This window comes from Corynebacterium sp. TUM25015 (assembly GCF_056393505.1).
Window position 1 is genome coordinate 1,669,653 of record NZ_CM150783.1, and the last position, 21,358, is coordinate 1,691,010.

General features: G+C 59.6%; 19 protein-coding genes and 1 tRNA gene. 11 read left to right on the forward strand and 9 right to left on the reverse strand.

Going from position 1 to position 21,358, the window contains the following annotated elements; translation table 11 throughout:
- Positions 1-75: 75 nt before the first annotated feature.
- On the forward strand, positions 76-1,761 hold the full coding sequence (locus AC06DS_RS07545) for an ABC-ATPase domain-containing protein (RefSeq protein ID WP_477100396.1): 1,686 nt from the start codon (positions 76-78) through the stop codon (positions 1,759-1,761).
- Here the strand turns inward: AC06DS_RS07545 and AC06DS_RS07550 are convergent.
- The 5 genes from AC06DS_RS07550 to AC06DS_RS07570 form a co-directional block, all read right to left on the reverse strand.
- On the reverse strand, positions 1,758-2,822 hold the full coding sequence (locus AC06DS_RS07550) for a glycerophosphodiester phosphodiesterase family protein (RefSeq protein WP_477100397.1): 1,065 nt from the start codon (positions 2,820-2,822) through the stop codon (positions 1,758-1,760). The two genes, AC06DS_RS07545 and AC06DS_RS07550, sit on opposite strands and share 4 nt — an antisense overlap.
- A gap of 99 nt (positions 2,823-2,921) precedes the next feature.
- Positions 2,922-3,524 carry a response regulator transcription factor gene (locus AC06DS_RS07555; RefSeq protein WP_293791175.1) on the reverse strand — a complete coding sequence of 201 codons (603 nt, stop codon included), beginning with the start codon at positions 3,522-3,524 and terminating at the stop codon, positions 2,922-2,924.
- Complete coding sequence (locus AC06DS_RS07560; protein WP_477100398.1) at positions 3,521-4,648, reverse strand: sensor histidine kinase; 1,128 nt, start codon at positions 4,646-4,648, stop codon at positions 3,521-3,523. The genes AC06DS_RS07555 and AC06DS_RS07560 overlap by 4 nt, the downstream gene beginning before the upstream one ends.
- Positions 4,648-5,409 (reverse strand): ABC transporter permease, encoded by a 762-nt coding sequence (locus AC06DS_RS07565; RefSeq protein WP_477100399.1) that lies wholly within the window; start codon positions 5,407-5,409, stop codon positions 4,648-4,650. The genes AC06DS_RS07560 and AC06DS_RS07565 overlap by 1 nt, the downstream gene beginning before the upstream one ends.
- 2 nt (positions 5,410-5,411) lie before the next feature.
- Positions 5,412-6,329, reverse strand: a complete 918-nt coding sequence (locus tag AC06DS_RS07570) for an ABC transporter ATP-binding protein (protein ID WP_477100400.1) — start codon at positions 6,327-6,329, stop codon at positions 5,412-5,414.
- 158 nt (positions 6,330-6,487) lie between these two features.
- On the opposite strand from AC06DS_RS07570, the gene AC06DS_RS07575 reads away from it, so the two are divergent.
- From AC06DS_RS07575 to AC06DS_RS07585, 3 genes are all read left to right on the forward strand, one after another.
- Positions 6,488-7,801, forward strand: a complete 1,314-nt coding sequence (locus AC06DS_RS07575) for a glycosyltransferase 87 family protein (protein WP_477100401.1) — start codon at positions 6,488-6,490, stop codon at positions 7,799-7,801.
- A gap of 92 nt (positions 7,802-7,893) precedes the next feature.
- On the forward strand, positions 7,894-8,148 hold the full coding sequence (locus tag AC06DS_RS07580) for a type II toxin-antitoxin system Phd/YefM family antitoxin (protein WP_434825775.1): 255 nt from the start codon (positions 7,894-7,896) through the stop codon (positions 8,146-8,148).
- Positions 8,148-8,408: a Txe/YoeB family addiction module toxin gene (locus tag AC06DS_RS07585; protein ID WP_477100402.1), complete on the forward strand. Its 261-nt coding sequence runs from the start codon at positions 8,148-8,150 to the stop codon at positions 8,406-8,408. Before AC06DS_RS07580 ends, AC06DS_RS07585 begins: the two co-directional genes overlap by 1 nt.
- A 1-nt stretch (position 8,409) precedes the next feature.
- Here AC06DS_RS07585 and AC06DS_RS07590 read toward each other — a convergent pair whose 3' ends face one another.
- On the reverse strand, positions 8,410-8,997 hold the full coding sequence (locus tag AC06DS_RS07590; protein WP_477100403.1) for a hypothetical protein: 588 nt from the start codon (positions 8,995-8,997) through the stop codon (positions 8,410-8,412).
- 328 nt (positions 8,998-9,325) lie between these two features.
- On the opposite strand from AC06DS_RS07590, the gene AC06DS_RS07595 reads away from it, so the two are divergent.
- From AC06DS_RS07595 to AC06DS_RS07605, 3 genes are all read left to right on the forward strand, one after another.
- Positions 9,326-11,260: a type I restriction-modification system subunit M gene (locus AC06DS_RS07595; protein ID WP_477100404.1), complete on the forward strand. Its 1,935-nt coding sequence runs from the start codon at positions 9,326-9,328 to the stop codon at positions 11,258-11,260.
- Between the two features lie 356 nt (positions 11,261-11,616).
- Positions 11,617-12,522 (forward strand): restriction endonuclease subunit S domain-containing protein, encoded by a 906-nt coding sequence (locus tag AC06DS_RS07600; RefSeq protein ID WP_477100405.1) that lies wholly within the window; start codon positions 11,617-11,619, stop codon positions 12,520-12,522.
- Complete coding sequence (locus AC06DS_RS07605) at positions 12,515-15,601, forward strand: type I restriction endonuclease subunit R (protein ID WP_477100406.1); 3,087 nt, start codon at positions 12,515-12,517, stop codon at positions 15,599-15,601. The genes AC06DS_RS07600 and AC06DS_RS07605 overlap by 8 nt, the downstream gene beginning before the upstream one ends.
- A 15-nt stretch (positions 15,602-15,616) precedes the next feature.
- Here AC06DS_RS07605 and AC06DS_RS07610 read toward each other — a convergent pair.
- The 3 genes from AC06DS_RS07610 to AC06DS_RS07620 all read right to left on the reverse strand — a co-directional run bounded on the left by AC06DS_RS07610 (position 15,617) and on the right by AC06DS_RS07620 (position 17,020).
- Positions 15,617-15,693 (reverse strand) — tRNA-Pro (locus AC06DS_RS07610).
- 69 nt (positions 15,694-15,762) lie between these two features.
- Complete coding sequence (gene rraA / locus AC06DS_RS07615) at positions 15,763-16,266, reverse strand: ribonuclease E activity regulator RraA (RefSeq protein WP_477100407.1); 504 nt, start codon at positions 16,264-16,266, stop codon at positions 15,763-15,765.
- 4 nt (positions 16,267-16,270) lie between these two features.
- Positions 16,271-17,020: an alpha/beta hydrolase family protein gene (locus tag AC06DS_RS07620; protein WP_477100408.1), complete on the reverse strand. Its 750-nt coding sequence runs from the start codon at positions 17,018-17,020 to the stop codon at positions 16,271-16,273.
- Between the two features lie 72 nt (positions 17,021-17,092).
- Here AC06DS_RS07620 and secA2 point away from each other — a divergent pair, with 72 nt between their 5' ends.
- The 4 genes from secA2 (at position 17,093) to AC06DS_RS07640 (ending at position 21,238) form a co-directional block, all read left to right on the forward strand.
- On the forward strand, positions 17,093-19,408 hold the full coding sequence (gene secA2 / locus AC06DS_RS07625) for an accessory Sec system translocase SecA2 (protein ID WP_477100409.1): 2,316 nt from the start codon (positions 17,093-17,095) through the stop codon (positions 19,406-19,408).
- Between the two features lie 71 nt (positions 19,409-19,479).
- On the forward strand, positions 19,480-19,914 hold the full coding sequence (gene odhI, locus AC06DS_RS07630; protein ID WP_005294594.1) for an oxoglutarate dehydrogenase inhibitor Odhl: 435 nt from the start codon (positions 19,480-19,482) through the stop codon (positions 19,912-19,914).
- A gap of 6 nt (positions 19,915-19,920) precedes the next feature.
- Positions 19,921-20,658 carry a transcriptional regulator FtsR gene (gene ftsR, locus AC06DS_RS07635; protein WP_293791188.1) on the forward strand — a complete coding sequence of 246 codons (738 nt, stop codon included), beginning with the start codon at positions 19,921-19,923 and terminating at the stop codon, positions 20,656-20,658.
- An 82-nt stretch (positions 20,659-20,740) separates the two neighbouring features.
- Positions 20,741-21,238 carry a hypothetical protein gene (locus AC06DS_RS07640; RefSeq protein WP_477100410.1) on the forward strand — a complete coding sequence of 166 codons (498 nt, stop codon included), beginning with the start codon at positions 20,741-20,743 and terminating at the stop codon, positions 21,236-21,238.
- The last annotated feature ends 120 nt before the right edge of the window (positions 21,239-21,358 follow it).

Here is a 21,358-nt window from a genome sequence, read left to right on the forward strand (position 1 = left end):
CCCCGCCTAAGTGTTACGCCCTCAAAACAATTTTTTAAAATTTTTTCTCTGAGCAGTTCGCCTACGCTTGAACGCATGCCAAGAAACACTGCACAAGGAACCCTGGGGGAGCTGTTTTCGCGCACCAAGAACCTCGATGGCGCGGGGTACGGAGCATATAAAAAACTCGCGGGGGCCTATAGCGAACCCGGCCTGACAGTTTCCATCGACCACGTTCAGGCCGATCCCTATGCCAGCCCCTCCAAGGTGCGCCTCATTCTGCCGATGAGCGCCGCGCATATTCCCGCGCACCTCGTTAGTGATGCGACCGGCAGGGTAGCGGTCGCCGATTTCCTGGCCCGCCGAATCCAGACAGAGCGCAACCGCCCGAAGAACGTCCACATCGGCGACATCGGTCAGCAGGTTCTCGAACGTACCCACGTGCTTGTCACCCCTGATCGTGTAGAGGCCCGCCTGCTGGTAGGGCTGCCCGCCAAGGGGCGCCGTATTCTCGGCCGCCAAGCCGCGCACCTCCTGGCCGACGATCTGCCAGCCCTTGCAGATGATTGTTTGCGCTATGACCGTTTCGCTCCTGCCGACGCCGCAGCGCTCGCAGACCACGTGGCTCTTCTGCGTGACCAAGAGGCTCTGCGTGCCCAGCTGAAACCTCGCAAGCTCGTTGCTTTTGTCGGCAACGGCGCCATCCTCCCGCGCGCAGCAGGCGATAGTGATCGTCCTCTCGCCACAGCCCAGGCCACAGCCTTCCAGTCGCCTGAATCGCTCACCCAAACCTTCGAACTCCCTAGTGGTCGCACAGTCACCGGCATGGGCATCCCGGAGGGGCTGACCGTTATCGTTGGCGGGGGCTATCACGGCAAGTCCACTCTGCTCCGCGCTCTGGAACGCGGCGTCTATCCTCATGTGGCAGGTGATGGTCGCGAATGGGTCATCTCCCGCGCTGATGTCGCCAGCGTTCGCGCGGAGGATGGGCGCCCCATCACCGACACCGATATTTCCCCCTTCATCACTAATCTGCCCACCGGCGCTGACACACGCCATTTCACCACTACCAACGCCTCGGGTTCCACTTCCCAGGCTGCCAACGTCGTCGAAGCGCATGCCTCGGGGACGTCAGTGCTGCTTATCGACGAGGACACTTCCGCCACGAACTTCATGATCCGCGACCGCCTGATGCAGCGCCTCGTGCCGAATGATAAAGAGCCCATCACCCCGTTTGTGCAGCGCGTTCGCTCTTTATACGACGCCACCTCGGTCTCCACCGTGCTGATCGCCGGCGGCTCGGGTGCTTATCTGCAACTGGCCGATACCGTCATTGCAATGGATGCCTACCGTCCCAGCGATGTCACCGCCCGTGCCCACGAACTCGCGGGGGAGGAGGAGCTGTCAGAACAAGAAGGGTTCCAGCACATCACCGCTAGCCGCATCTTGGCTCGCGGCGCCTTGAAGTCGCGAAAGCCTCCCAAGCCACGGGGGCTATCCACCATCAGCGTGGATCGCTCGGACATCGATCTAGCAGCCGTTGGCCAACTCGTTGCACCCTCGCAGACCGCCGCGATTGCTGCGGCGCTGGCTTGGCTATCGAAAAACGCCGACGGCCAGACCCCACTGGTGGAGCTGGTCGCGAGGTTGGAGCGACGCATCACCGAGGATGGTCTGGCCGTTTTGGTGCCCGGGCGTGATCACCCCGGGCATTTGAGCCGCCCACGCGGGGCGGAGATCCTGGCAGCAGTAAACCGCTACAGGGAGCTAAAGCTCGCTTAGAGAACCTGGAGCTTGTTCTTCTTTACAACGTCTAGGCCGCGGGTCGGGTAATCGGTAATGAGGCCGTCCACCTTAGCGTCGACCATGGCCTGCATGTCGGATTCCTCGTTCACGGTCCACGGCAGAACCTGCAGCCCCGCAGCATGGGCGGAAGCCACGTTCTCCGGGGTGACCAGCTTGTAGTCCGGGGATAGGATTTCCGCGCCCAACTGCTTAGCGGCCTTGTTCACATCGCCACCGAGCTTGTCGTAGTCAACGTCACCGATCCACTTGGAACTGGATTTCCACGTGGTGGCGTCATAAAGAAGAGCGAGAGAGATGTCCGGCTGAGCCTTGCGCACAAGTGGCAAGGAGCGCCAGTCGAAAGACTGGATGGTGGTGCGAGAGGTTGCCTTGTTGTGGCGGACGACCGGCAGGATCGCGTCGACAAACTCCTGCGGTGTGGCAGACTTCTCGCGGTCCTCGGCCTCGATCTTGGTCTCGATGTTGAAGCGCATCTGCGGGTCGGCGGCAGCAATATCGAAGACGTCCTGCAGCTGCAGCAGCTTGTTCGACTTCTCGGCCTTAGCCTCGGGGAATCCCTTCAGCACCTTGTTGCAGTTCAGAGTCTGCAGCTGCTTCCAGTTCAGTTCGTGGACGAGCTTGCCCACGTAGGGGAACTCCGGGTCGTTCTCGGTGGCTGGCTTGGTATCGGTGCACTTGTCGGCCTGGATTTCCGGATCGTGCCATACAACCGGGGTTCCATCCTCGGCCAGTACGATGTCCAGCTCGAGAGTGGATACTCCCATCTTTAAAGATTCTTCAAAAGCCTTGTGGGATTCCTCGGTGTACTCGCCGCGACCGCCACGGTGCGACTGCAGGTCGAAGCCCTGCTGTTCTTCCGGCTGAGGCTTTGAGGAACCTGTTAGGGATGAACCGATGGTGAGATTGAAAGAGGAGCCAGCGACGGAAGAACCGATGCTGGAGTTGGTGGCGGCAACTGCGGTGCCAGCGGAGCCGATAGAAACGATGGCGGCCACGGCTGCGGCAGTCGCTTTGCGCCAGGTGAGGGGTGTCTTCATGCTTTCCTAACTGGGGGAGCTATTTGTTAAAAGATCATGCGTCTACTGTGAGACAACGCACATGAATTTAACAAGGATTCAGCTAGTCTGCAGGACGAGCTAAATCCACCCATTCGTCTTCGCCACGTGCGCCGCCTCGTAGCGATTGCCTGCACCCGTCTTCGACATGATGCTGGAAATGTGATTTCGTACCGTGCCCGGCGAAAGATGCAACGCTTTGGCGATGGAAGGTGAACTCTTTCCTTCGAATAGCTGCTGACACACCTCGGTCTCACGTTCACTAAGGGGATTATCGGGCGTCAATAAGCTTTCCTGGGCAAGCGTCGGGTCGATAACGCGCAGGCCGGCATGGACCCGTCGGATAGCATCGGCGAGCTCCTCGGGAGGCGTGTCCTTAACGATGAATCCGTCCACGCCAACCTCCATGGCACGTTTCACGTACCCGGCCTTGCCGAATGTCGTCACGATCAGGCAGCGGCACCGATTCCCGGCCAGCTCCTTTGCGGCATCGATGCCGTTCAGCCCGGGCATTTCGATGTCCAGCAGAGCCACGTCGATGGGCTGCTCCTGCGCGAGAGCCACGGCCTCAGTCCCGGTCGCACATTCGGCAACGACTTCGATGTCCGGCTCCGCATTCAGCAGTGCGATCAGTGCCCCGCGCACCAACGATTGATCCTCGGCAAGTAGTACACGAATCGTCATCGGGCGGCCTCCTCGGCCACTGCGCTGTCGTCGATCAGCTCGTCGTCGTCTTCCATGGCAATCAGCACGGTACTCAGGCCCCGTTCGCGGCGCACAATCAGCTTCCCACCGGCTTCCTCGACCCGTTCACGCAGGCCGGCCAGACCGCCTGTACCCTGCGTGGCCTCGCTGTTAAATCCGCTGCCGTCGTCGGTGACCTGCAGCTTGTCGTCAGTCACGCTCACCCAGCACGTGCTCGCCCCGGAGTGCCGCACCACGTTCGTCGTTAGCTCGCGCAGGCCCCAGGAAAACACTGTGTCGTGCGCGCCCGGTGCTTTCAGGAGTTCGGGTAGATGCGCGGTGACGCCCTTAGTGTCCAAAGCCCGGCGCGCCGCCTGCAGCTCGCCGGCGAAGGTGGGTGTGCGCATTCGGGTGACCGTCGAACGCACCTCCGCCAAGGCTAGGCGGGAGAGGTCGCTGATTTCCTTGAGTTCCTGCTTAGCCTGCTCGGGGTTGTTGTCCATTGCCCGTCTGGCGACCTCGGACTTTAGGTTGATCACCGTCAGCGAGTGACCCAGCAGATCGTGCACGTCCGTTGCGATATCCTCCCGCTGCTGCGCCAGGTCCAGCTCGTGCCGCAGTTTGTGGCGGGATTCATCGTATTGGCTGAAAATCCCAAGGGCTACGAGCATCAGTGGCATGACGAAAAGGGTGAATGCAGCCCAGGTAAGGTCGTCCGGCGACCAGATCCACACCGCGACGGTCCCGAGTACACCTGTCGCCACCACGATCGGCAGCGCCTTTCGCAGTGTCACCGTGAATCCCAACATCGCGGCCAGGTAGGGGGCAAAGGCCACCGAGCCAGTTTGCATCGCTGGCACGCTGGCCAACGCAATGGCTAGCAGTATGCCCCAGCGCAGCAGTGCCCGCGCTAGTGTTCCCCAGGCGCGGGGGAAGTATCGCAGAGAGCCGAAGGCGTAGAAGTAGAACGCGCCGAAAACCAGCAGGCATATTGTCATCCAGGCTTTCGCCGTAGTGGCGAATCCTTCCCCTGTGTAAACCTGCAGAGCGATGGGCACTAGGAATATCAGCCATATCGAGGCGAAGATGGCGGTGCTCAGCTGGAAACCGCCAAACCGGCGCATTAGCTTCGTCCCTTGTCTCGCTTGCTCATCAGCAGGCAGAAGCCTACGAAGATCGCCGTCCATATTGCGATGCTAACCCAGGCGTACCACATCGGGTCGAACAGCAGCCCTTGATCGAGCAATTGTGCGCCTTCTGCCAGCGGCCAGCGCACCAGCGTTACCGCGCCGTACATGGGGGTGAAACGTCCCACCTGCAGCAGCGTTCCGCTCAGTGGCATGAATACGTTGCCCGCGAAGGCGAGAATCACGATGGAGGCTGTGGCGATGGCCACTGTGTTTTCTTTGGGGATCAGCAATGTCCATGCCAGGCCGTAGAATCCGAAGGGGATGGCACACAGTGCACATGCGATAAAGCTCAGTATCCACTGGTCAGCTTGCATGTGTGATTTCGTCAGCCCGCCGACAATAAACACGGCCGCTATCGGCAGCACTGCGCGCACGGTGATGCTTAAGGTAGTGGCGAAGGCGAGCTGCCAGGAGCGCAGGGGTGTCAGCGCCAGCTGCCTACCCCATCCGCTGCGGTTATCGGTTACGGCAGATCCCGCCGCGCCAACTGCGCCTACCACGCCCGCGTAAAAGGCCATGCCCAACATGACGAAGGCAGAGACGTTACCGCCGTTCATTTCCTGATCGCCGTAGTCCTGCAGTGCGCCGAAGATCAGGTAGAAGAAAATCGGTAGGCCGATGCTAAAGAAAAGGGTGGTCATGTCCCGGCGTAGGCGCAGTAGCTCGTGGGCGGCGAATTTCAGTGTGATGCTCATGGTTAGGCCTCCGGGGTTTCGTTAGTCAGCGCGAGGAACGTGTCCTCCAAGCTGTGGCTGGTGATATCGAGGTTGCGGGCGTCCGTTTCCGTCAACAGGTACCGGGCAAGCGCGTCAGAGTCTTCTGTCGATATTCGCAGGCGACGGCCGTTTGTTTCGCTACTTGTGACGCCCGGTAGTCCCGACAGATCCGGGAATCCACTGGGGAATTCGGCGCTAACCACGCGGTGGGAGCTCATGTTTCGTAGCTCGTCGGTGGTGCCGTCCGCAATGATCTTCCCCTTGTTCATAAGCACAATGCGCTGGGCGAAGTTATCGGCTTCCTCCAGGTAGTGGGTGGCGAAGATGATCGTGCGCCCTTGTTGGGCCTGGTTCTTCATGGAGTCCCAGAAGCGGTGGCGCGCGCCGGCATCCATCCCCGCGGTTGGTTCGTCGAGGATGAGGATGTCCGGATTGCCGAGAATGGCCAGGGCGAAGCGGATGCGTTGTTGTTCGCCGCCGGAGCATTTGCCTACGCGGCGCTTGTAGATCGGTTCCAGATTCGCTTGCTGGATTACTTCTTCGATCGGCAGGTGCTCCGGGAAGGCAGCGGCGATCATCTCCACCGTGTCCTTCACGGTCAGTTCGTTGAGCAGGCCGCCGGTCTGCATTAGTGCGCTGATGTTTTGGTTGTATATCGCTTGCTTGGGGGTGTGTCCCATGACCGTAACGGTTCCGGCGGTCGGGGTGGTCAGCCCTAGGATCAGGTCCACGAGTGTGGTCTTTCCCGCGCCGTTGGTGCCCAGCAGTGCGACGATCTCTCCTGGGCGGATGGTGAGGCTAACGTTCTTCAGCGCGTGCACTGGCTTACTGAAACGCGGAGTGAAGGTTTTGCTAATTCCGGCCACTTCAATGGCGTGTGTTAGCTGTCTTGTGTTCATGATTTTTACGCTAGTTCGCCAGCGAAAAGTGTGTACATCTTTTTCATCATGATTTGGCCCATGACGTTTGTCATGGGACTGCAAAAAGTTTCTTGAATTTTTCTGTTGCTAGGTCGTGGTAACAGGGAATCCGAGATGTGCGTTTTAGAGTAAACGAGATGAGTGTTACAGCTTCCGCCAGCGCGCACGGCGCCTCCAAGAGGTTGCCGGGCGTTTTTGGTGCGTTCGTGGCTTTCGCCCTTCTCGCCGCGTATGCGGTCTACCGGCTAACCTTGCCGGAAGTCCGTGCCTCTTGGTTCACCAATCTTTTCAAATGGCCCACAGACTTCAAGGTCTACTACAACGCCGCACTGGCGTTGAACCAGGGTGACGATCTTTATTCCCACCCCTTCGTCGGCGGCCTGCCGTTTACCTATCCGCCTTTCGCTGGTGTGATTTTCAAGGTTCTGCCGCTGGCCTCCTTCCATGTTGCGGCCAGTATTTGGCTGGCACTCACTGCAATGGTGCTATTGGCTGTGATCATCGGCGTTTTCCGCGAGCGTGGCTACGCCTGGTCACCGGGGATGATCCTTGTTTCTTTGACGGCGCTCGTCGCCTCGTTGAATCTGGCCCCGATCTTCGGCACGTTCTTCTGGGGTCAGATAAATATTTTCATCATGGGTCTGGTGGGTCTGGACTTCCTACGCAAGCGCTCGGGCAATAGGGGCGCCGGCATTTTCAGCGGTCTTGCGGCCGGGATCAAGCTCACTCCGGCATTTTTCTACCTCCCCCTGCTGCTGGGGAAGCGTTGGCGGGCCATGATTTACATGACCTTGTCGATCCTTGCGACCGTTGTAATCGGCTACCTTTTCATCCCGGATGCTGGCGACTTTTGGAAAACCAAAATTTTTGAAACCAACCGCATCGGGGTAAAGGACAACCCTGGGGCACAGTCCCTCGGTGCGGTGCTGTATCGCCTGGGCTGCGACAGCTCCGCGGTGTGGTTGGCCTGCGCCGTGGCGATCCTCGCCCTATTCAGCATCGCGGCACTGGGCTGCTACCGCCGCAGCAATTATTCGATGATCATGGCCCTCGGTGGTGTCACTGCGTGCGTTATCTCGCCGTTTAGCTGGTATCACCACTGGGTGTTCTTGGTGCCGCTCTTTGTTGTTTTTCTGGACGCCGGGTTCCAGCTCGTACAGGCCGTCTCAGACAAGGTGAAGGGAGCGTTGGGATGGGTTGTTGAGCAGCTGCTGAGCTTTGCCGTAGTGGCCGTTTTGACGATAGTGTTCCTGCCTTTCGTCAGCAATGCCACTTCTCGCCGGTTCGGCTTCTTCGGTCAGGGCGTGGCTCACGACAACCCGATTTTCAAGGGTAGTTTCACCTTTATGGGCGTGGCCTTCATCGTGCTGGCTGCTGCGTACTACGCGGTCCGATTTTTCACGGACCGTCGCACTACTGGAACCGATCGCGACGCTGCTGATTCTCTGTAGAGGTGCGCTCGGCAGAGTGTTTGGTCTGCCGAACTTCTGACGTTGACGACACCTCACATGTGACGTACAGTTTCCTGTACAGGAGGTGCGCTATGAAGACGTTTAGCTATACCGAGTCCCGCGCGAACTACGCGAAAGTGCTCAGCGATGTTGTCGACAATCGCGAGGAAGCTATCATCACCCGGGCTGGACACGAGGATGTCGTGATCGTTTCGCTCTCCGAGTACGAATCGCTGCGAGAAACTGCCTACCTTCTGCGCTCTCCCGAAAACGCTCGCCGCCTCCTCGGTTCCATCGAGAATTTGGAGCAGGGGCGCGGTGCTCACCATGACCTCATTGAGGACTAATGATTCTCGTTTGGGATGAGTCTGCCTGGGAGGACTATTTGTGGTGGCAGGCAACGGATCGCCGCACCCTGAAGAGAATTAACCGGCTCATTAAAGACATTGCCCGCAATGGAAACGAGGGCATCGGCAAGCCTGAAGCCCTCAAGCACGGCCTCTCTGGCTATTGGTCCAGGCGGATCACCGATGAGCACCGCCTGGTGTACAAGGTAGTGGACGGAGAGATTCGCATCGCGGCTTGTCGATACCACTACGGGGGCTGACTTAGAACGGGTAGTCCGTGGCGTCGGGCGTCAAGAAAAGAACGCCAACGACCGTGCCCTCTCGGCTGACGGCGATCCGTGACATCAGTTCGCCGGCTTCATGGTTGAGCGTCGAGACGACAACCGAGGTGCCTGTGCTTTTTGTGGAGAGTGCTTCTGACGCAGGCGCCGCGTTGCGGTCTCCCTTGATGGGGACGATCGTCTGGTCGGTGATCTCCTGGAGCTCGCCGAAGTCGGTCAGGATTGAAGTCCACACGTCCACGATGACGGACCAGGGGAGGTCCTCACGGACGTGCGGATCGAGCATTTCAATGGTTTCTGCCTCTTCGCCCTTGGAAATGTGGCGAATGAGCGCGTCGGAAATCTCTGGGAGCTTGTCGGTTGATACTGGGGCCATGGTTTCTCCTGTGAAGGGGTTTCGCACCGCACCGAATCGTTTGAAGGCTGCCTGGCGGGAAACGTTGAGCGCTTGCCCAATGTCTGCCCATGAATGTCCCGCATGTCTTGCTTGCGCGACGGCATCTTCCAATTCGTGTTCGGCGAGGCTGACTGCTTGCAGTGTGTGTCGGATATTTGTCAATGGATCCATGATTGTTAGTCAACCATAGGTTGACGGTGGTGTCAACTAGTGGTTGACGCTGGGGTGGGAGGTTGCTCTTAAACCTTGAAGTAGTGAAGTGGGGTAGGTGCAGCACGTTAGAGAGTGGGGGGCGGTGGCTAAGAGTGGTTTATAAGGCAAGACAGCAAGGCTTGAAAGATTGAAGTTGTTCGATATTTCGTTCGAGGGTGACAGCACGGTGTCTATCGGGGGTGATGCACTAGAAGGCGAGACAGCGCGTGCGTGTCTCGAGAACGATTCTGGACAGTGCGTTTACCGTAGGGGCACTGAAACTTTTGGCCCAAGGAGGCATTCCCGGATGAGTACAGCGGAACTCAATCAGTCCGCCGTTTGGAACACAGCGGACAAGTTTCTGCGCTCCATCGTCGAGCCTGAGGATTACGGAGACTATATTCTGCCGATGACGGTGCTGCGCCGTCTCGAGTGCATTCTCGCGCCGACCAAAGACGAAGTCCTCGACCTGGTATGGAGTCTTCAGGAGGAGGGCTTCAGCGACGAGATGATCGACTGGGAGGTGCAGGCCCGCTTTGGCCTGTCCTTCTATAACTCTTCTCGCCTGGACCTGACGCGGATCGCCCAGCTCGACGACCACGTATATGAGGCGCTAATGGATTACGTTGGCGCGTTCTCGGCCTCTGTCCGCGACGTGTGGGATGCCTTCGATTTCGCGGTGAAGATGAAGACCCTCGATAGTGCCTCGCGCCTGTGGCCGGTGGTCAAACACTTCGCCACTATTGACATGAGCATGGAGGCGCTGCCGGACGCCCAGATGGGTGATCTCTTCGAGCACGTCATGTACAAGGCATTCGACACCAAGGGTAAAGCCGCGGGTGCGTTCTACACTCCGCGTGATGCGATCCGGCTCATGGTGGATATTCTTTTCGCTTCCGACGACGTCGGACTGACCGTGGACGGTGCTTCACGAACCGTGTACGACCCGACAGCAGGCACCGGTGGCATGCTGCTCGTTGCCGCGCGTGCCCTCAAGGAGCTCAACCCAGACATCGAGGTAGTTCTGGCTGGCCAAGAACTTATGTCCACCGGTTATGCCATCGGTAAAGCCGACTTGCTCATCCAGGGCGGGGAGCCGGACGCCATCCGTCACGGTGATACTTTGCTCACCGACCTCTACGAGGGTGAGCAGTTCGAGTACATCCTTTCCAACCCGCCGTTCGGCATGGATTGGGAGGTACAGCAACAGTCGGTGAAGGAGCAGGCCAAGGTGCCGGGTTCCCGGTTCAGCCACGGCCTGCCGGGCAAGGACGATGGCCAGATGCTTTTCCTGGCCCATGTCGCTTCGAAGCTCATGCCCGCAGGTCCCAATGGTGCGGGCGGTCGTGGGGCGGTGGTGTCCAATGGCTCGCCGCTGTTTACCGGTGCGCCGGAATCGGGGCCGGATAAGATCCGCGCCTGGCTGCTGGAAAGCGACCTGGTGGACGCGATCATCCAGCTGCCGACGAATATGTTCTACGGCACGGGGATCTCTACCTATGTGTGGATCTTGGACACGAACAAGGAGGAGCACCGCAAGGGCTTCGTCCAGCTGATCGATGCCTCCGAGTGCTGGTCGGCGCCGGATAAGGGGCTGGGGGAGAAGCGCCGGGAGATGAAGGAGCCGGACCGCAAGCGCGTGCTCGAAGAGTACGCCGCCTTCGAGGACACCGAGATCTCGAAGGTGCTCACCCCAGCGGACCTGGGCTTCCGCGACGTGAAGGTCACCAAACAGAAGCGTCTGGGTGTGGCAGTCACCCCGGAGGCTGTGGCGCAGGTGCTGGAGCACAAATCTGCCGTGCCCGAGCATGCTGACGTGCTTGCCGACGTGGCGGACGTGAAGTTCAATGACCTGCCGGAGGCGCTGAAGGCTGCGGCCAAGAAGCGAGGTGTGAAGATGCTCGCCGGCATGATCAACGTGGTGCTCGAGGCCGTTGGAGTGCCGGACGAGAACGCCGATCCCAGTTTCGATCGCAAGGGCAACCCGATCCTCGACCCAGCCTTCTCCATGACCGAGCGTATCCCGCTGACAGAGGACGTTGGCGAGCACATGGAGCGCGAGGTCCTGCCATTCGCGCCGGACGTCACTTGGGACGAGGAGGCCGCGAAGGTGGGCTACGAGATCCCGTTCAAGCGCGTATTCTATCGCCCGGCTCCGGTCCGGTCACTGGAGGAAATTGACGCCGACGTTGCCGTGCTGATGAGCCGTCTGGCGGAGAAATTCGCGGAGGTGCGGGAGTGATTACCAGTTACCGAACATGGGCAGAACGCTTACCATCCGGTTGGAGCGTGATCCCGGCTGGAGTCGCCTTTTCCGAACCGAAGGAACTTTCCAGACCGAACGATCTACACCTCACCCCGTCGCAGAATTACGGGGTCGTGACGCAGGACGAGTATCGGGAGATTACCGGCCACCAACTCGTGCGAAATACGAAGTCAGCTGCCAATATGAAACACGTCGAGCCCGACGATTTCATCATCAGTATGGCGAGTCATCTCTCCGGTTTGGAGCGCAGCCACGTGGCAGGAAAGGTGAGCGGGGACTACCGGGTAGTTCGCCCAAGCCCGCTATACTCTCCGGGTTTTTTGGGATATCTAATGAAGTCGCGTGGTGTAATAGAACATTTAAATCTTCTGACGACTGAGATCCGGGTAGGGCAGCGAATTAGCTATGACCGTTTTTCCCTCATAGGGCTGCCACTTCCACCGGTAAACACTCAGCGCGCCATCGCGGATTACCTCGACCGCGAGACTGCCGAAATCGACGACATGACCGCCGACCTGGACGAGCTGGAGAAGCTTCTGACGGAGCATCGCAACTCCATCGCAACTATTTTTATTGGGAATCTGGAAAGTGACCCTGATACCCACAGAGTCAGTTTGAATGTCGTAGCTGACCTGATCTCCTCCAGCGTTGATAAGAAGAGCCGAGAAGGGGAGCCACCGGTGCGCCTCGTTAACTACACAGATGTGTATTACGGCGACACACTCACCGCGGACGCGAATTATATGGAAGCCACCGCAACTCCGGAGCAGATAGAGCGCGTAGGAGTGCGAGACGGGGACGTGATTTTCACCAAAGACTCCGAAACAGCGGACGACATCGGCATTCCCGCTATCATCCGCAATCCAGACCCCGACATGGTGTGCGGATACCACCTAACTATTGCTCGCCCACGCCGAGAACTTATCAACCCCCGGTACCTGTACTGGATTCTCATGTCGGGGCAGGCGAAATCGTACTGGGCGCAAGCAGCAAATGGAGTCACTAGGTTCTCGATTGGAAGTTCGGCCACTTCGCGTCTGCCAGTCGTATTACCGCCGCTGAACAGGCAAGAAATAGTTGCCGACGAGATCGACCGCGAAACCACCGAGATCGATGCCATGCTCGCCGACATCACCGAGTTGCGCGACCTACTCGCCGAGCGTCGCGCCGCCCTCATCGCTGCGGCCGTGACCGGACAAATCGATATCCCCACCGCCGAGGAGCCCACCCATGCCTAGCACGGACATCACCCGCGAAAAACCATACGAGAGCGCCATCTGCAACGCGCTCGCCGAACGCGGCTGGACCTACGAGGAGGGCCTGAACGACCAGGGTTGGGATCGCCGCCTCGCGCTCTACCCAGCCGACGTGTTGGAGTGGCTGTCCACCCAATACCCTGAAGAGTACGCCAAGGCCGTCCCCGCGGACGCCCCGGAAGCCACCCGCGAGGTCGCACAGCGCAAACTACTCGAATACGTCGCCGACCGGCTGGAAACCAAAACGCGGAAGGACCCACAATCCGGGCGCACTCTCGGCGGACTGCTTGGCACCTTACGGGAGGGCTTCAAATACGCCCAGGTCGGAGCCCGCTCTGCCAGCTTCGGCCCCATGGTAGCCTTCCCGCCGGCGAACCCATTGCTAGGGAAAGTCGCCGAGCGCGCTGAAGAGAACATCCTGCGCGTGATCCGCCAGGTCCACTTCGACCCGAAAACCAACGAGACGATCGACCTCGTGCTCACCGTCAACGGTATCCCCGTCGTGACGATGGAGCTGAAGACGGACAGCACTCAGTCCGTGGCACACGCCCGCAAGCAGTACCGCGAGAACCGCGTGCCAAGCCCGACTCGTCGTCTGCTGCAGCCGGGCCGCGCGCTCGTCCACTTCGCCGTCTCAAATGCAGAGGTCTACATGACCACCGCGCTTAAAGGTTCGGATACCTTCTTCCTTCCCTTTAACCGGGGCGTCGACGGCGGTGCCGGAAACCCACCCATCCCCGGCAAGTCCGAAACCTCCTACCTGTGGGAAGAAGTGCTGGAACGCGACATGTTCCTCCGTATCCTGCGCGACTTCGCAGTGTGGGAACCCGACGCCAAGCCGAAGCGCGGCACCCTGGGCGGCAAACTCATTTTCCCGCGCTACCACCAGCTCCGAGCCGTCGAACGGGTCACCCAGGACGTCACCCGGCGCGGCGCAGGAGGGCGCTACTTGATCGAACACTCCGCAGGCTCCGGCAAAACCAAAACCATCGCATGGCTTGCCCACCGGCTCATCCGCCACGTGCGTGAAGACGGGCAGAAAACCTTCGACTCCGTCATTGTCGTCACCGACCGCACCGCCCTGGACACCAATGTGCGCCAAGACATGCAGATGATGGAAGCATCAATGGGGCTGGTGGTCTCCGTGGGGGAAAGCGCCGGAGCTAAGTCCCCGCAGTTGCGCGAGGCCATCGAGGAAGGTGACCACATTATCACCTGCACCCTCCAGACTTTCCCTTATGTGCTAAAGCTCCTTGAAAGCGAGCAGCACCTTGCAGGCCGCCGTTGGTGCGTCATAGCCGACGAGGCACACTCCTCCCAAACCGGCTCCAGCGCTACCGCGCTGCGCGAACTCCTCGTAGACGTGGAATTGGACGAAGGGGAGGACTACACCGCGGACGACCTGCTGGAACTTCGCCAAGAGGCTCTTGCAGTCGCCGAGAACATGACCTTCATCGCCTTGACCGCAACCCCGAAGAGTAAAACCCTACGCCTCTTCGGCACGGAAACCCCGGATGGCCACTTCCTCGCCTTCGACACCTATCCAATGGGGCAGGCCATCGAGGAAGGCTTCATCCTCGACGTGCTCGGCAATTACTCGACCTACCAAATGTGGGCCGAGGTCCGCGACGAACTGGGTCGCACAGAAGAAGTGGATGAAAATGCGGCAGTTTCCGACATGGTGCGTTTCGTCCGCTTGCACCCAACTTCCATTGCTCAGAAGGTGGAGGTCGTCATCGAACACTTCCGCCGCAACGTAGCCCATCACCTGGGCGGGAAGGCCCGTGCGATGGTCGTGACCTCCTCCCGAAAAGCCGCCGTGCGGTGGTCACAGGAGATTAACCGCTACATCCAAACCAAAGGCTATGACTTCCGCTCCCTGGTGGCATTCTCTGACGCGGTGCGCGTGGACGAGAGGTCCGAACCGGTCACCGAAGTCCAGCTCAACGGTGTATCGGACGTCGAGCGCGCTTTCAAGGACGACGAGCAGGATTACCGCGTCATTATTGTCGCGAACAAGTTCCAGACTGGCTTCAACGAGCCCCGGCTCTGCGCCATGTACGTGGATAAGAAGCTTTCCGGGGTCGCTACCGTGCAAACACTCTCTCGTCTCAATCGCATACACCCGAATAAACCCACCCCGATGGTGGTGGACTTCGCCAACGACCCAGACATGATCGTTAAGGACTTCAAGCGTTACTACGTCGGCGCCTCGATCGATTCCGATATTAACCCGAATGCGCTGCACACTCTCGGCGAGGAACTCGACACCTCCGGGTTCTATACCCCGGAGGAAATGGAACAAGTCGCCCAGGTTTACATGGCTGGCTCTGATTCGGAGGCCTTGCGCGGTGCGGTCGCGCCGATCATCCAGCGCTGGCAAGTTCGACGCGATTCCGGCAAGGATGGGCATACCGCGGCGTGCGACTTCAAATCCAATGCGGAGAAGTACCGCCACGCCTACGAATTCCTCTCCCAGATCGTCGCATACGCCGACGCAGAAGTTTCCAAGCGCGCCATGCTCGCCGCCGTCTTGGAACGCAACCTCCACCTCTCGGAGCACGACGAGGATGAGGATTTTATCACCGGGCTTTCGCTGGCGGGCGTTGCGATCATTCAGAACGAAACCGAGGTCGACCGTTCGTTGAGCGACGGAGGGGGAGAACCCCTGAAGGTGCCTAAGTTCGACGTCACTTTGGGTGGGGACAGCACGCCGCTGCGCACTGCGTTCGACGAGGCCGTCGAAAAGGTCAACGACATCTTCTCGATGGCTGGTGTGGACGTCACCTCCGGTCAGACGGCGCAGATGATCGTTGCCGCCTGGGGCACGCTTTCCAAGCAGCCGGAAGCCCGCAAACTGGGGCGAACCAATAACAAGGAGCAGCTCAAGCGTTCCAAAAAGTTCCAGGGTGAGGCAACGAAGGCAATCTTCTCCGGCATCGCGGAGCGCAAACAGCGTGATGCGCTGCTCTCCAGCGATCGCGATGTGTTGCATGGGGTTATCGCGGCCTTGGCAGAGCTAATGGCAGCCGCTAAAGAAACCGGGGAGCTGGACGAATAACCCCCGAAAAAATTTTGGTCGGACTGACAGGATTTGAACCTGCGACCCCTACACCCCCAGTGTAGTGCGCTACCAAGCTGCGCCACAGTCCGCCGTCGCCCTCAAAAAAGGGCAACGGCGATAGGTTACCCCACTCCCATCGCCGTTATGAAATCCCCTGCTTATACCGGCTGCACGGCCTTGTCGCTCACAATAATGCCGTCCGAATCGCAGTAAATGTATTCGCCTGGGACAAAGTCCACGCCGCCGAAGCTCACCGTCACGTCACGCTCGCCCTCACCGGTCTTGGTGGACTTACGCGGGTTGGTGCCCAGCGCCTTGCAGCCGAACTCCATCTGGCCGATCACCTTGGAATCGCGGATCGGCCCATTAACCACCACTCCGGCCCAGCCGTGATCCTTGCCCAGGCCAGCAATAATGTCGCCCACCAGTGCGGTGTGCATAGAAGCACCACCGTCGATCACCAGCACGCCACCTGGGTTCTCCTCCTGCAGCACCTTCTTCAGCAGCGCGTTGTCCTGGAAGCACTTCACCGTGGTGATCTTGCCGCAGAACTCCACCACACCGCCCAGGTCGCGGAACTGTGTATCGCAGCTGCGCACGTCGCTACCAATGATGTCCACCAGGTCGGCGGTCGGAATAAAAGTCAGTTTTTCTTCAGCCATGCCCCTACTGTAGGCGCAAGCTCTCCCATGCCGTGATGAATTCGCCCACTCGCTGCCCGGATCCTCTTTGCAAAAGCAGGTGATCCATGCCCTCCAACGCCACCCAATCAGCCTTCGGCAAAGCCTCCCTCATCGCATGCGCCTCCGCCACTGGAACTACCAGATCATCGGGGGAGTGCAGCACCAGAGACGTGGCGTCACTAGAAGAAACAGCGGCAACGGTATCGGCAGAATCGGCCGCGGTGAGCTCATCCAGCAGCGCTTGCCCCAGGGAAAGCTCCCGCTGGCGCTTAAACATGTGCATGATCTCCGGCGCGCGCTTCGCCGTATCCCGCAGCTCAAAAGGGGTGCCGATGGTCACGACGCTCTCTGCTGAAGGAATCGCCGCCGCAGCACGCTGCACCGCCGTGCCACCCAGCGAATGCCCCACCAGCAGCTCCGGTCCGCCAAACCACGCTGCCGCAGCCTGTACATCGGACACGTTCGTCGCCAGCGTCGTCTCCTCGAACCGCCCCTCCGAATCACCCAACCCCGCAAAGTCGAATCGCAGGCTCGCATACCCCGCCCGCGCCAGTGCCTTGGATATGCGCGTCACCCCAATTGCCCCGCGCGTACACGTAAAGCAGTGCGCGACGACCGCCCGGCGCGGCGCTTCTTCCATCGCCACATCCCGTGGCATATCCACCGTTCCCGCCAACTGCCAGCCATTTTCAGTGGGAATTGTCACGTGAACGGAGCGAATCGTGCGGGTCATGGATCGCCTCTTGCCATTAGTCGGTTAACGTGGTCAGTACATTTTTACATCTCACACTCGAAGGGCACACACATGGCATTTGACTGGTTCTGGAAGGCAATGGGATCTTCCCCGAAGAAGAATCAGAAGAAGAGCCGGGCCGTGGTCGCTCAGGCCGACTCGTCGCGCTATTCGGGGCTTAGCGATGCTGAGCTTCGTGACGCCGCCTCGGACGTGGTCACTAAACAATCCACTAGCGAGGATGGCCACCACTTCGGAGGGCAAGTAGAAGACGCTTCCGCGCTGCTTGGAATCCTGCGTGAAGCGGCTAAACGCACGTTGGACATGGAGCCTTTCGACGTGCAGATGCAGGGCACCTACCGCCTGCTGCACGGCGATGTGGTGGAGATGGCCACCGGTGAGGGTAAGACACTTGCTGGCGCGATGGCCGCCGTGGGCTTTGCGCTTCAGGGCAAGCGCGTGCACGTCATCACGGTCAACAGCTACTTGGCTGGTCGCGATAACGACTGGATGGGTCCGATGTTCGAGTTCTTCGGACTCACCCATGGTGCGATTAACGAGGAGCTCTCTGCGGATCAGCGCCGCGAGATCTACTCGCGTGACGTTATTTTCGGTGCCATCAACGAGCTGGGCTTCGACGTGCTGCGTGATCAGCTCATTACCCGCCGTACCGACCAGGTACGTAGCCCTGCGGACGTGGCCGTCATCGATGAGGCCGATTCGGTAATGGTGGACGAAGCTCTTGTACCGCTGGTTCTCGCCGGTTCCGAGCCCGGGCCCGCCCCCGCTGGCCGCATTACTGATCTGGTCAAGCGGATGGAGGAAGACAAGCACTTCCATGTCTCCGAGGATCACCGCAATGTCTTCCTTACCGATGAGGGTGCGGAGTTCGTGGAGAAGGAGCTCGGCGTAGATTCCCTCTACGAGGATGAAGGCGAGCTGTTGGTGCAGGTGAACGTTGCCCTGCACGCCGAACACCTCTTGATCCGCGACGTGCACTACATTGTGCGCGACGGCAAGGTAGCTCTTATTGACGGCTCCCGCGGCCGCGTGGCCGAGCTGCAGCGTTGGCCCGATGGCCTGCAGGCAGCAGTGGAGGCCAAGGAAGGCCTGGACGTTACCGATGGTGGTCGCATCCTCGACCAGGTAACCATCCAGGCTTTGGTCGGCATGTACCCCGAGGTCTGCGGCATGACTGGCACCGCACTGGCCGCTGGCGACCAGCTGCGTCAGTTCTACAACCTGCAGGTCTCCGTCATCGAGCCGAATGTGCCGAACATTCGCTTCGACGAGGCTGACCGGGTTTACGTCTCCGCCACCGAGCGCGACGATGCCGTGGTCAAGCACATCATCGAGGTGCAAAAGACTGGTCAGCCGCAGCTGGTGGGCACCCAGGACGTTGCAGAATCTGAGCAGCTGGCTGAGGCGCTCCTTTCTGCAGGCGTGGAGTGCTCGGTACTGAACGCGAAGAACCACGAGGCGGAAGCAGCTGTCGTAGCCGAGGCCGGCCGTCCGGGTCGCGTGACTGTCTCTACCCAGATGGCTGGCCGCGGTACGGATATCAAGCTGGGCGGTACAGACGAAGCTGAGCGCGAAGAGGTCGTAGAAACCGGTGGCCTGCATGTCGTAGGCGTGGGGCGTTTCCGCTCCCAGCGCCTGGATAACCAGCTGCGAGGCCGCGCGGGACGCCAGGGTGACCCGGGCAGTTCGGTTTTCTTCGTCTCCCTTGAAGACGACGTGGTGGCTATCGGCGGCGCAGGGGAGGAGCTGCAGGCGCAGCCCGAGGACGACGGCCTGCTGCCACAGAAGAAGGTTCAGCAGTTCGTGGATCACTGTCAGCGCGTTACTGAAGGACAGATGCTCGACATCCACGCAACTACGTGGAAGTACAACAAGCTCATTAAGGACCAGCGCGACATCGTGAATGATCGCCGCGACACTTTGCTGGACACTGGCGCTGCCTGGGATGATCTCAGCTACCACAACGTTGAGCGTGCTGCGGAGCTGAAGAAGCAGGGACTCTCCGAGGAAACTCTGGAGCAGGCCGCCCGCGAAATTATGCTCTTCCACTTGGATAACGAATGGTCGGAGCACCTGGCTTACCTGGACGATGTACGCGAGTCGATTCACCTGCGCGCCATTGCCCGCGAATCGCCGATCGACGAGTTCCACCGTATGTCCATCGCCGCATTCGGTGAGTTGGCTGAACGTGCCGTCGACAAGGCTCGGGAGACATTTGACGAGGTAGAGATCACCTCTGAAGGCGCCCAGCTAGGCGAAATGGGGCTGCATAAGCCCAGCGCAACATGGACATACATGGTGAACGATAACCCGCTGTCCTCCTCCGGGGGGTCTGTAATGGGGTCTATCGTTCAGATGTTCCGCTAACTGCTTTAGGGTATTGTTAGACGTATTGTTAGAGCCGAACCAATTAGTTCGAATGAGAGGACTTGAAAGCTATGAGCGATAACACCGGAGTGCCAGAGGCATCTGTCGAGACCACGTCAGTCTTCCGCGCAGACCTTCTGAAGGAGATGGAGTCTGGCTCCCAGCACGATGCCTCTCCTGCCGGTGTCGAGGGTCTTCCTGAGGGCTCCGCGCTGCTGGTTGTGAAGCGCGGTCCGAATGCCGGCTCCCGATTCCTGCTGGATCAGGAGACGACCGCTGCTGGCCGTCACCCCGATAGCGATATCTTCCTCGACGACGTTACTGTTTCCCGTCGCCACGCTGAGTTCCGTCGCAATGGCGATCAGTACGAGGTCGTAGACGTCGGATCCCTGAACGGCACCTACGTTAACCGCGAGCCGAAGAACTCTTCCGTTCTCTCCAATGGCGATGAGATCCAGATCGGCAAGTTCCGCCTGGTGTTCCTGAACGGTTCGAAGGAAGCCTAAGGAACAGTGAGCGCACAGAGAAGCCACGTTAGCGCTCCAGTCCCTTCCACCTCGCCAGCCGGTAAAGTTCTGCCGACGTCGTCTATCGGCGACGTGCTGAAGCAGCTGAAGCCGGATTTCCCGGATGTTACGGTATCGAAGATCCGTTTCCTGGAGTCCGAGGGGCTGGTGAGCCCGCGTCGTTCCCAGAGCGGCTACCGGCGCTTTTCGCCGGAGGACATTTCGAGGCTGCGTTATATCTTGACCCTTCAGCGGGATAATTACTTGCCGTTGAAGGTTATTCGCGAGCGCCTGGAGGCCATGGACTCCGGCAAGGTCACCCCCGTGACCGCTGCGCGCAAGTCCGCCCCCGGTGCTATTTCTCCGGAGCAGATGCGCGGTGCCCAGTCTCGTCGCCTGACTCGTGCTGATGTGACGGCGCGTGCAGGTGTGCAGGACTCCTTCACCGGGGCGCTCATCCGTATGGGGTTGATCACCGCCGACCCGGCTGGTTTCTACTCGGTCGACGATGTTGAGATCGTGCAGATTGCCCAGAGCCTCACTGACCACGGCCTGGACAATCGCCACCTGAAGTCGCTCCTGACCATTGCGAACCGTCAGTACGACATGGTCTCTCGCATCGCCGAGCCACTGGCACATGGCCGCGATGAGAACGCGCAGCAGCGTTCCGCAGAAACCGCCCGCGAGATGTCCGCGTTGATCATTTCTCTGAATACCGCGCTGGTGAAGGGCAACCTTGGATAAAGGTACCGAAGTCGTCTTTCTCGGCCGCGCGGTCGCCAGCGCCCTTGGGTGCGGCGCGCCGGTGGCCGATTGCCTTATTTTTATGACGCCCGAACGCACCCACATCCTGCCGATTTGGGTTGAACCCACCGTGGATCTGGGCGGGCGCCCCTCGGATGCGGAAGTTCTGGCAAACATCCTCAAGAACGACGAAGCGCGTGACCCGTGGTTCGCCCGAATCGCCACCAACTCCCGAGGGCAAATGACCGCCGGTTTGGTGCTCGAGGCAGGGGAGTCTGAACGTTTCATCGACGTGCGCCCCTCGATTCTGGAGCCGCTGTGGCATGCAGGTGTGCTCTTCGACGTGCGGGTTGCGCCAGGCGTAGAAAATGCACTGATCCGTGTGAATCCCGCCTGGGTTGAAGAATTGGAAGCGAAGCTCAAGAAAGTCGATGAAGATGGCGACCAAGTGGACTTCCTTTTGGACTGGGATCCACAGGAGATGGGCTTCAGTGCTAGCGACAACGCAGATTCCGATTTTCAAGAGATGTGGGAAGGCCTGGGACTGTCGAGCGATCTGGACGACTGGTTGAAAGAATGACACGCGTGTTGTTACACGTGTGAATTTTGTGACTCGTGTTAAAGTAATATCCGGCTAGCGGTTGACTGTGCCGCAAACCGGTCTAATCTTTAGAAGAGAATTGAAATTACACCAGGAGTC

Coding starts and splice junctions, on each gene's coding strand:
- AC06DS_RS07545 (WP_477100396.1), top strand. CDS start 76: ATGCCAAGAAACACTGCACAAGGAACCCTGGGGGAGCTGTTTTCGCGC.
- AC06DS_RS07550 (WP_477100397.1), bottom strand. CDS start 2,822: ATGAAGACACCCCTCACCTGGCGCAAAGCGACTGCCGCAGCCGTGGCC.
- AC06DS_RS07555 (WP_293791175.1), bottom strand. CDS start 3,524: ATGACGATTCGTGTACTACTTGCCGAGGATCAATCGTTGGTGCGCGGG.
- AC06DS_RS07560 (WP_477100398.1), bottom strand. CDS start 4,648: ATGCGCCGGTTTGGCGGTTTCCAGCTGAGCACCGCCATCTTCGCCTCG.
- AC06DS_RS07565 (WP_477100399.1), bottom strand. CDS start 5,409: ATGAGCATCACACTGAAATTCGCCGCCCACGAGCTACTGCGCCTACGC.
- AC06DS_RS07570 (WP_477100400.1), bottom strand. CDS start 6,329: ATGAACACAAGACAGCTAACACACGCCATTGAAGTGGCCGGAATTAGC.
- AC06DS_RS07575 (WP_477100401.1), top strand. CDS start 6,488: ATGAGTGTTACAGCTTCCGCCAGCGCGCACGGCGCCTCCAAGAGGTTG.
- AC06DS_RS07580 (WP_434825775.1), top strand. CDS start 7,894: ATGAAGACGTTTAGCTATACCGAGTCCCGCGCGAACTACGCGAAAGTG.
- AC06DS_RS07585 (WP_477100402.1), top strand. CDS start 8,148: ATGATTCTCGTTTGGGATGAGTCTGCCTGGGAGGACTATTTGTGGTGG.
- AC06DS_RS07590 (WP_477100403.1), bottom strand. CDS start 8,997: ATGGATCCATTGACAAATATCCGACACACACTGCAAGCAGTCAGCCTC.
- AC06DS_RS07595 (WP_477100404.1), top strand. CDS start 9,326: ATGAGTACAGCGGAACTCAATCAGTCCGCCGTTTGGAACACAGCGGAC.
- AC06DS_RS07600 (WP_477100405.1), top strand. CDS start 11,617: ATGAAGTCGCGTGGTGTAATAGAACATTTAAATCTTCTGACGACTGAG.
- AC06DS_RS07605 (WP_477100406.1), top strand. CDS start 12,515: ATGCCTAGCACGGACATCACCCGCGAAAAACCATACGAGAGCGCCATC.
- rraA (WP_477100407.1), bottom strand. CDS start 16,266: ATGGCTGAAGAAAAACTGACTTTTATTCCGACCGCCGACCTGGTGGAC.
- AC06DS_RS07620 (WP_477100408.1), bottom strand. CDS start 17,020: ATGACCCGCACGATTCGCTCCGTTCACGTGACAATTCCCACTGAAAAT.
- secA2 (WP_477100409.1), top strand. CDS start 17,093: ATGGCATTTGACTGGTTCTGGAAGGCAATGGGATCTTCCCCGAAGAAG.
- odhI (WP_005294594.1), top strand. CDS start 19,480: ATGAGCGATAACACCGGAGTGCCAGAGGCATCTGTCGAGACCACGTCA.
- AC06DS_RS07640 (WP_477100410.1), top strand. CDS start 20,741: ATGACGCCCGAACGCACCCACATCCTGCCGATTTGGGTTGAACCCACC.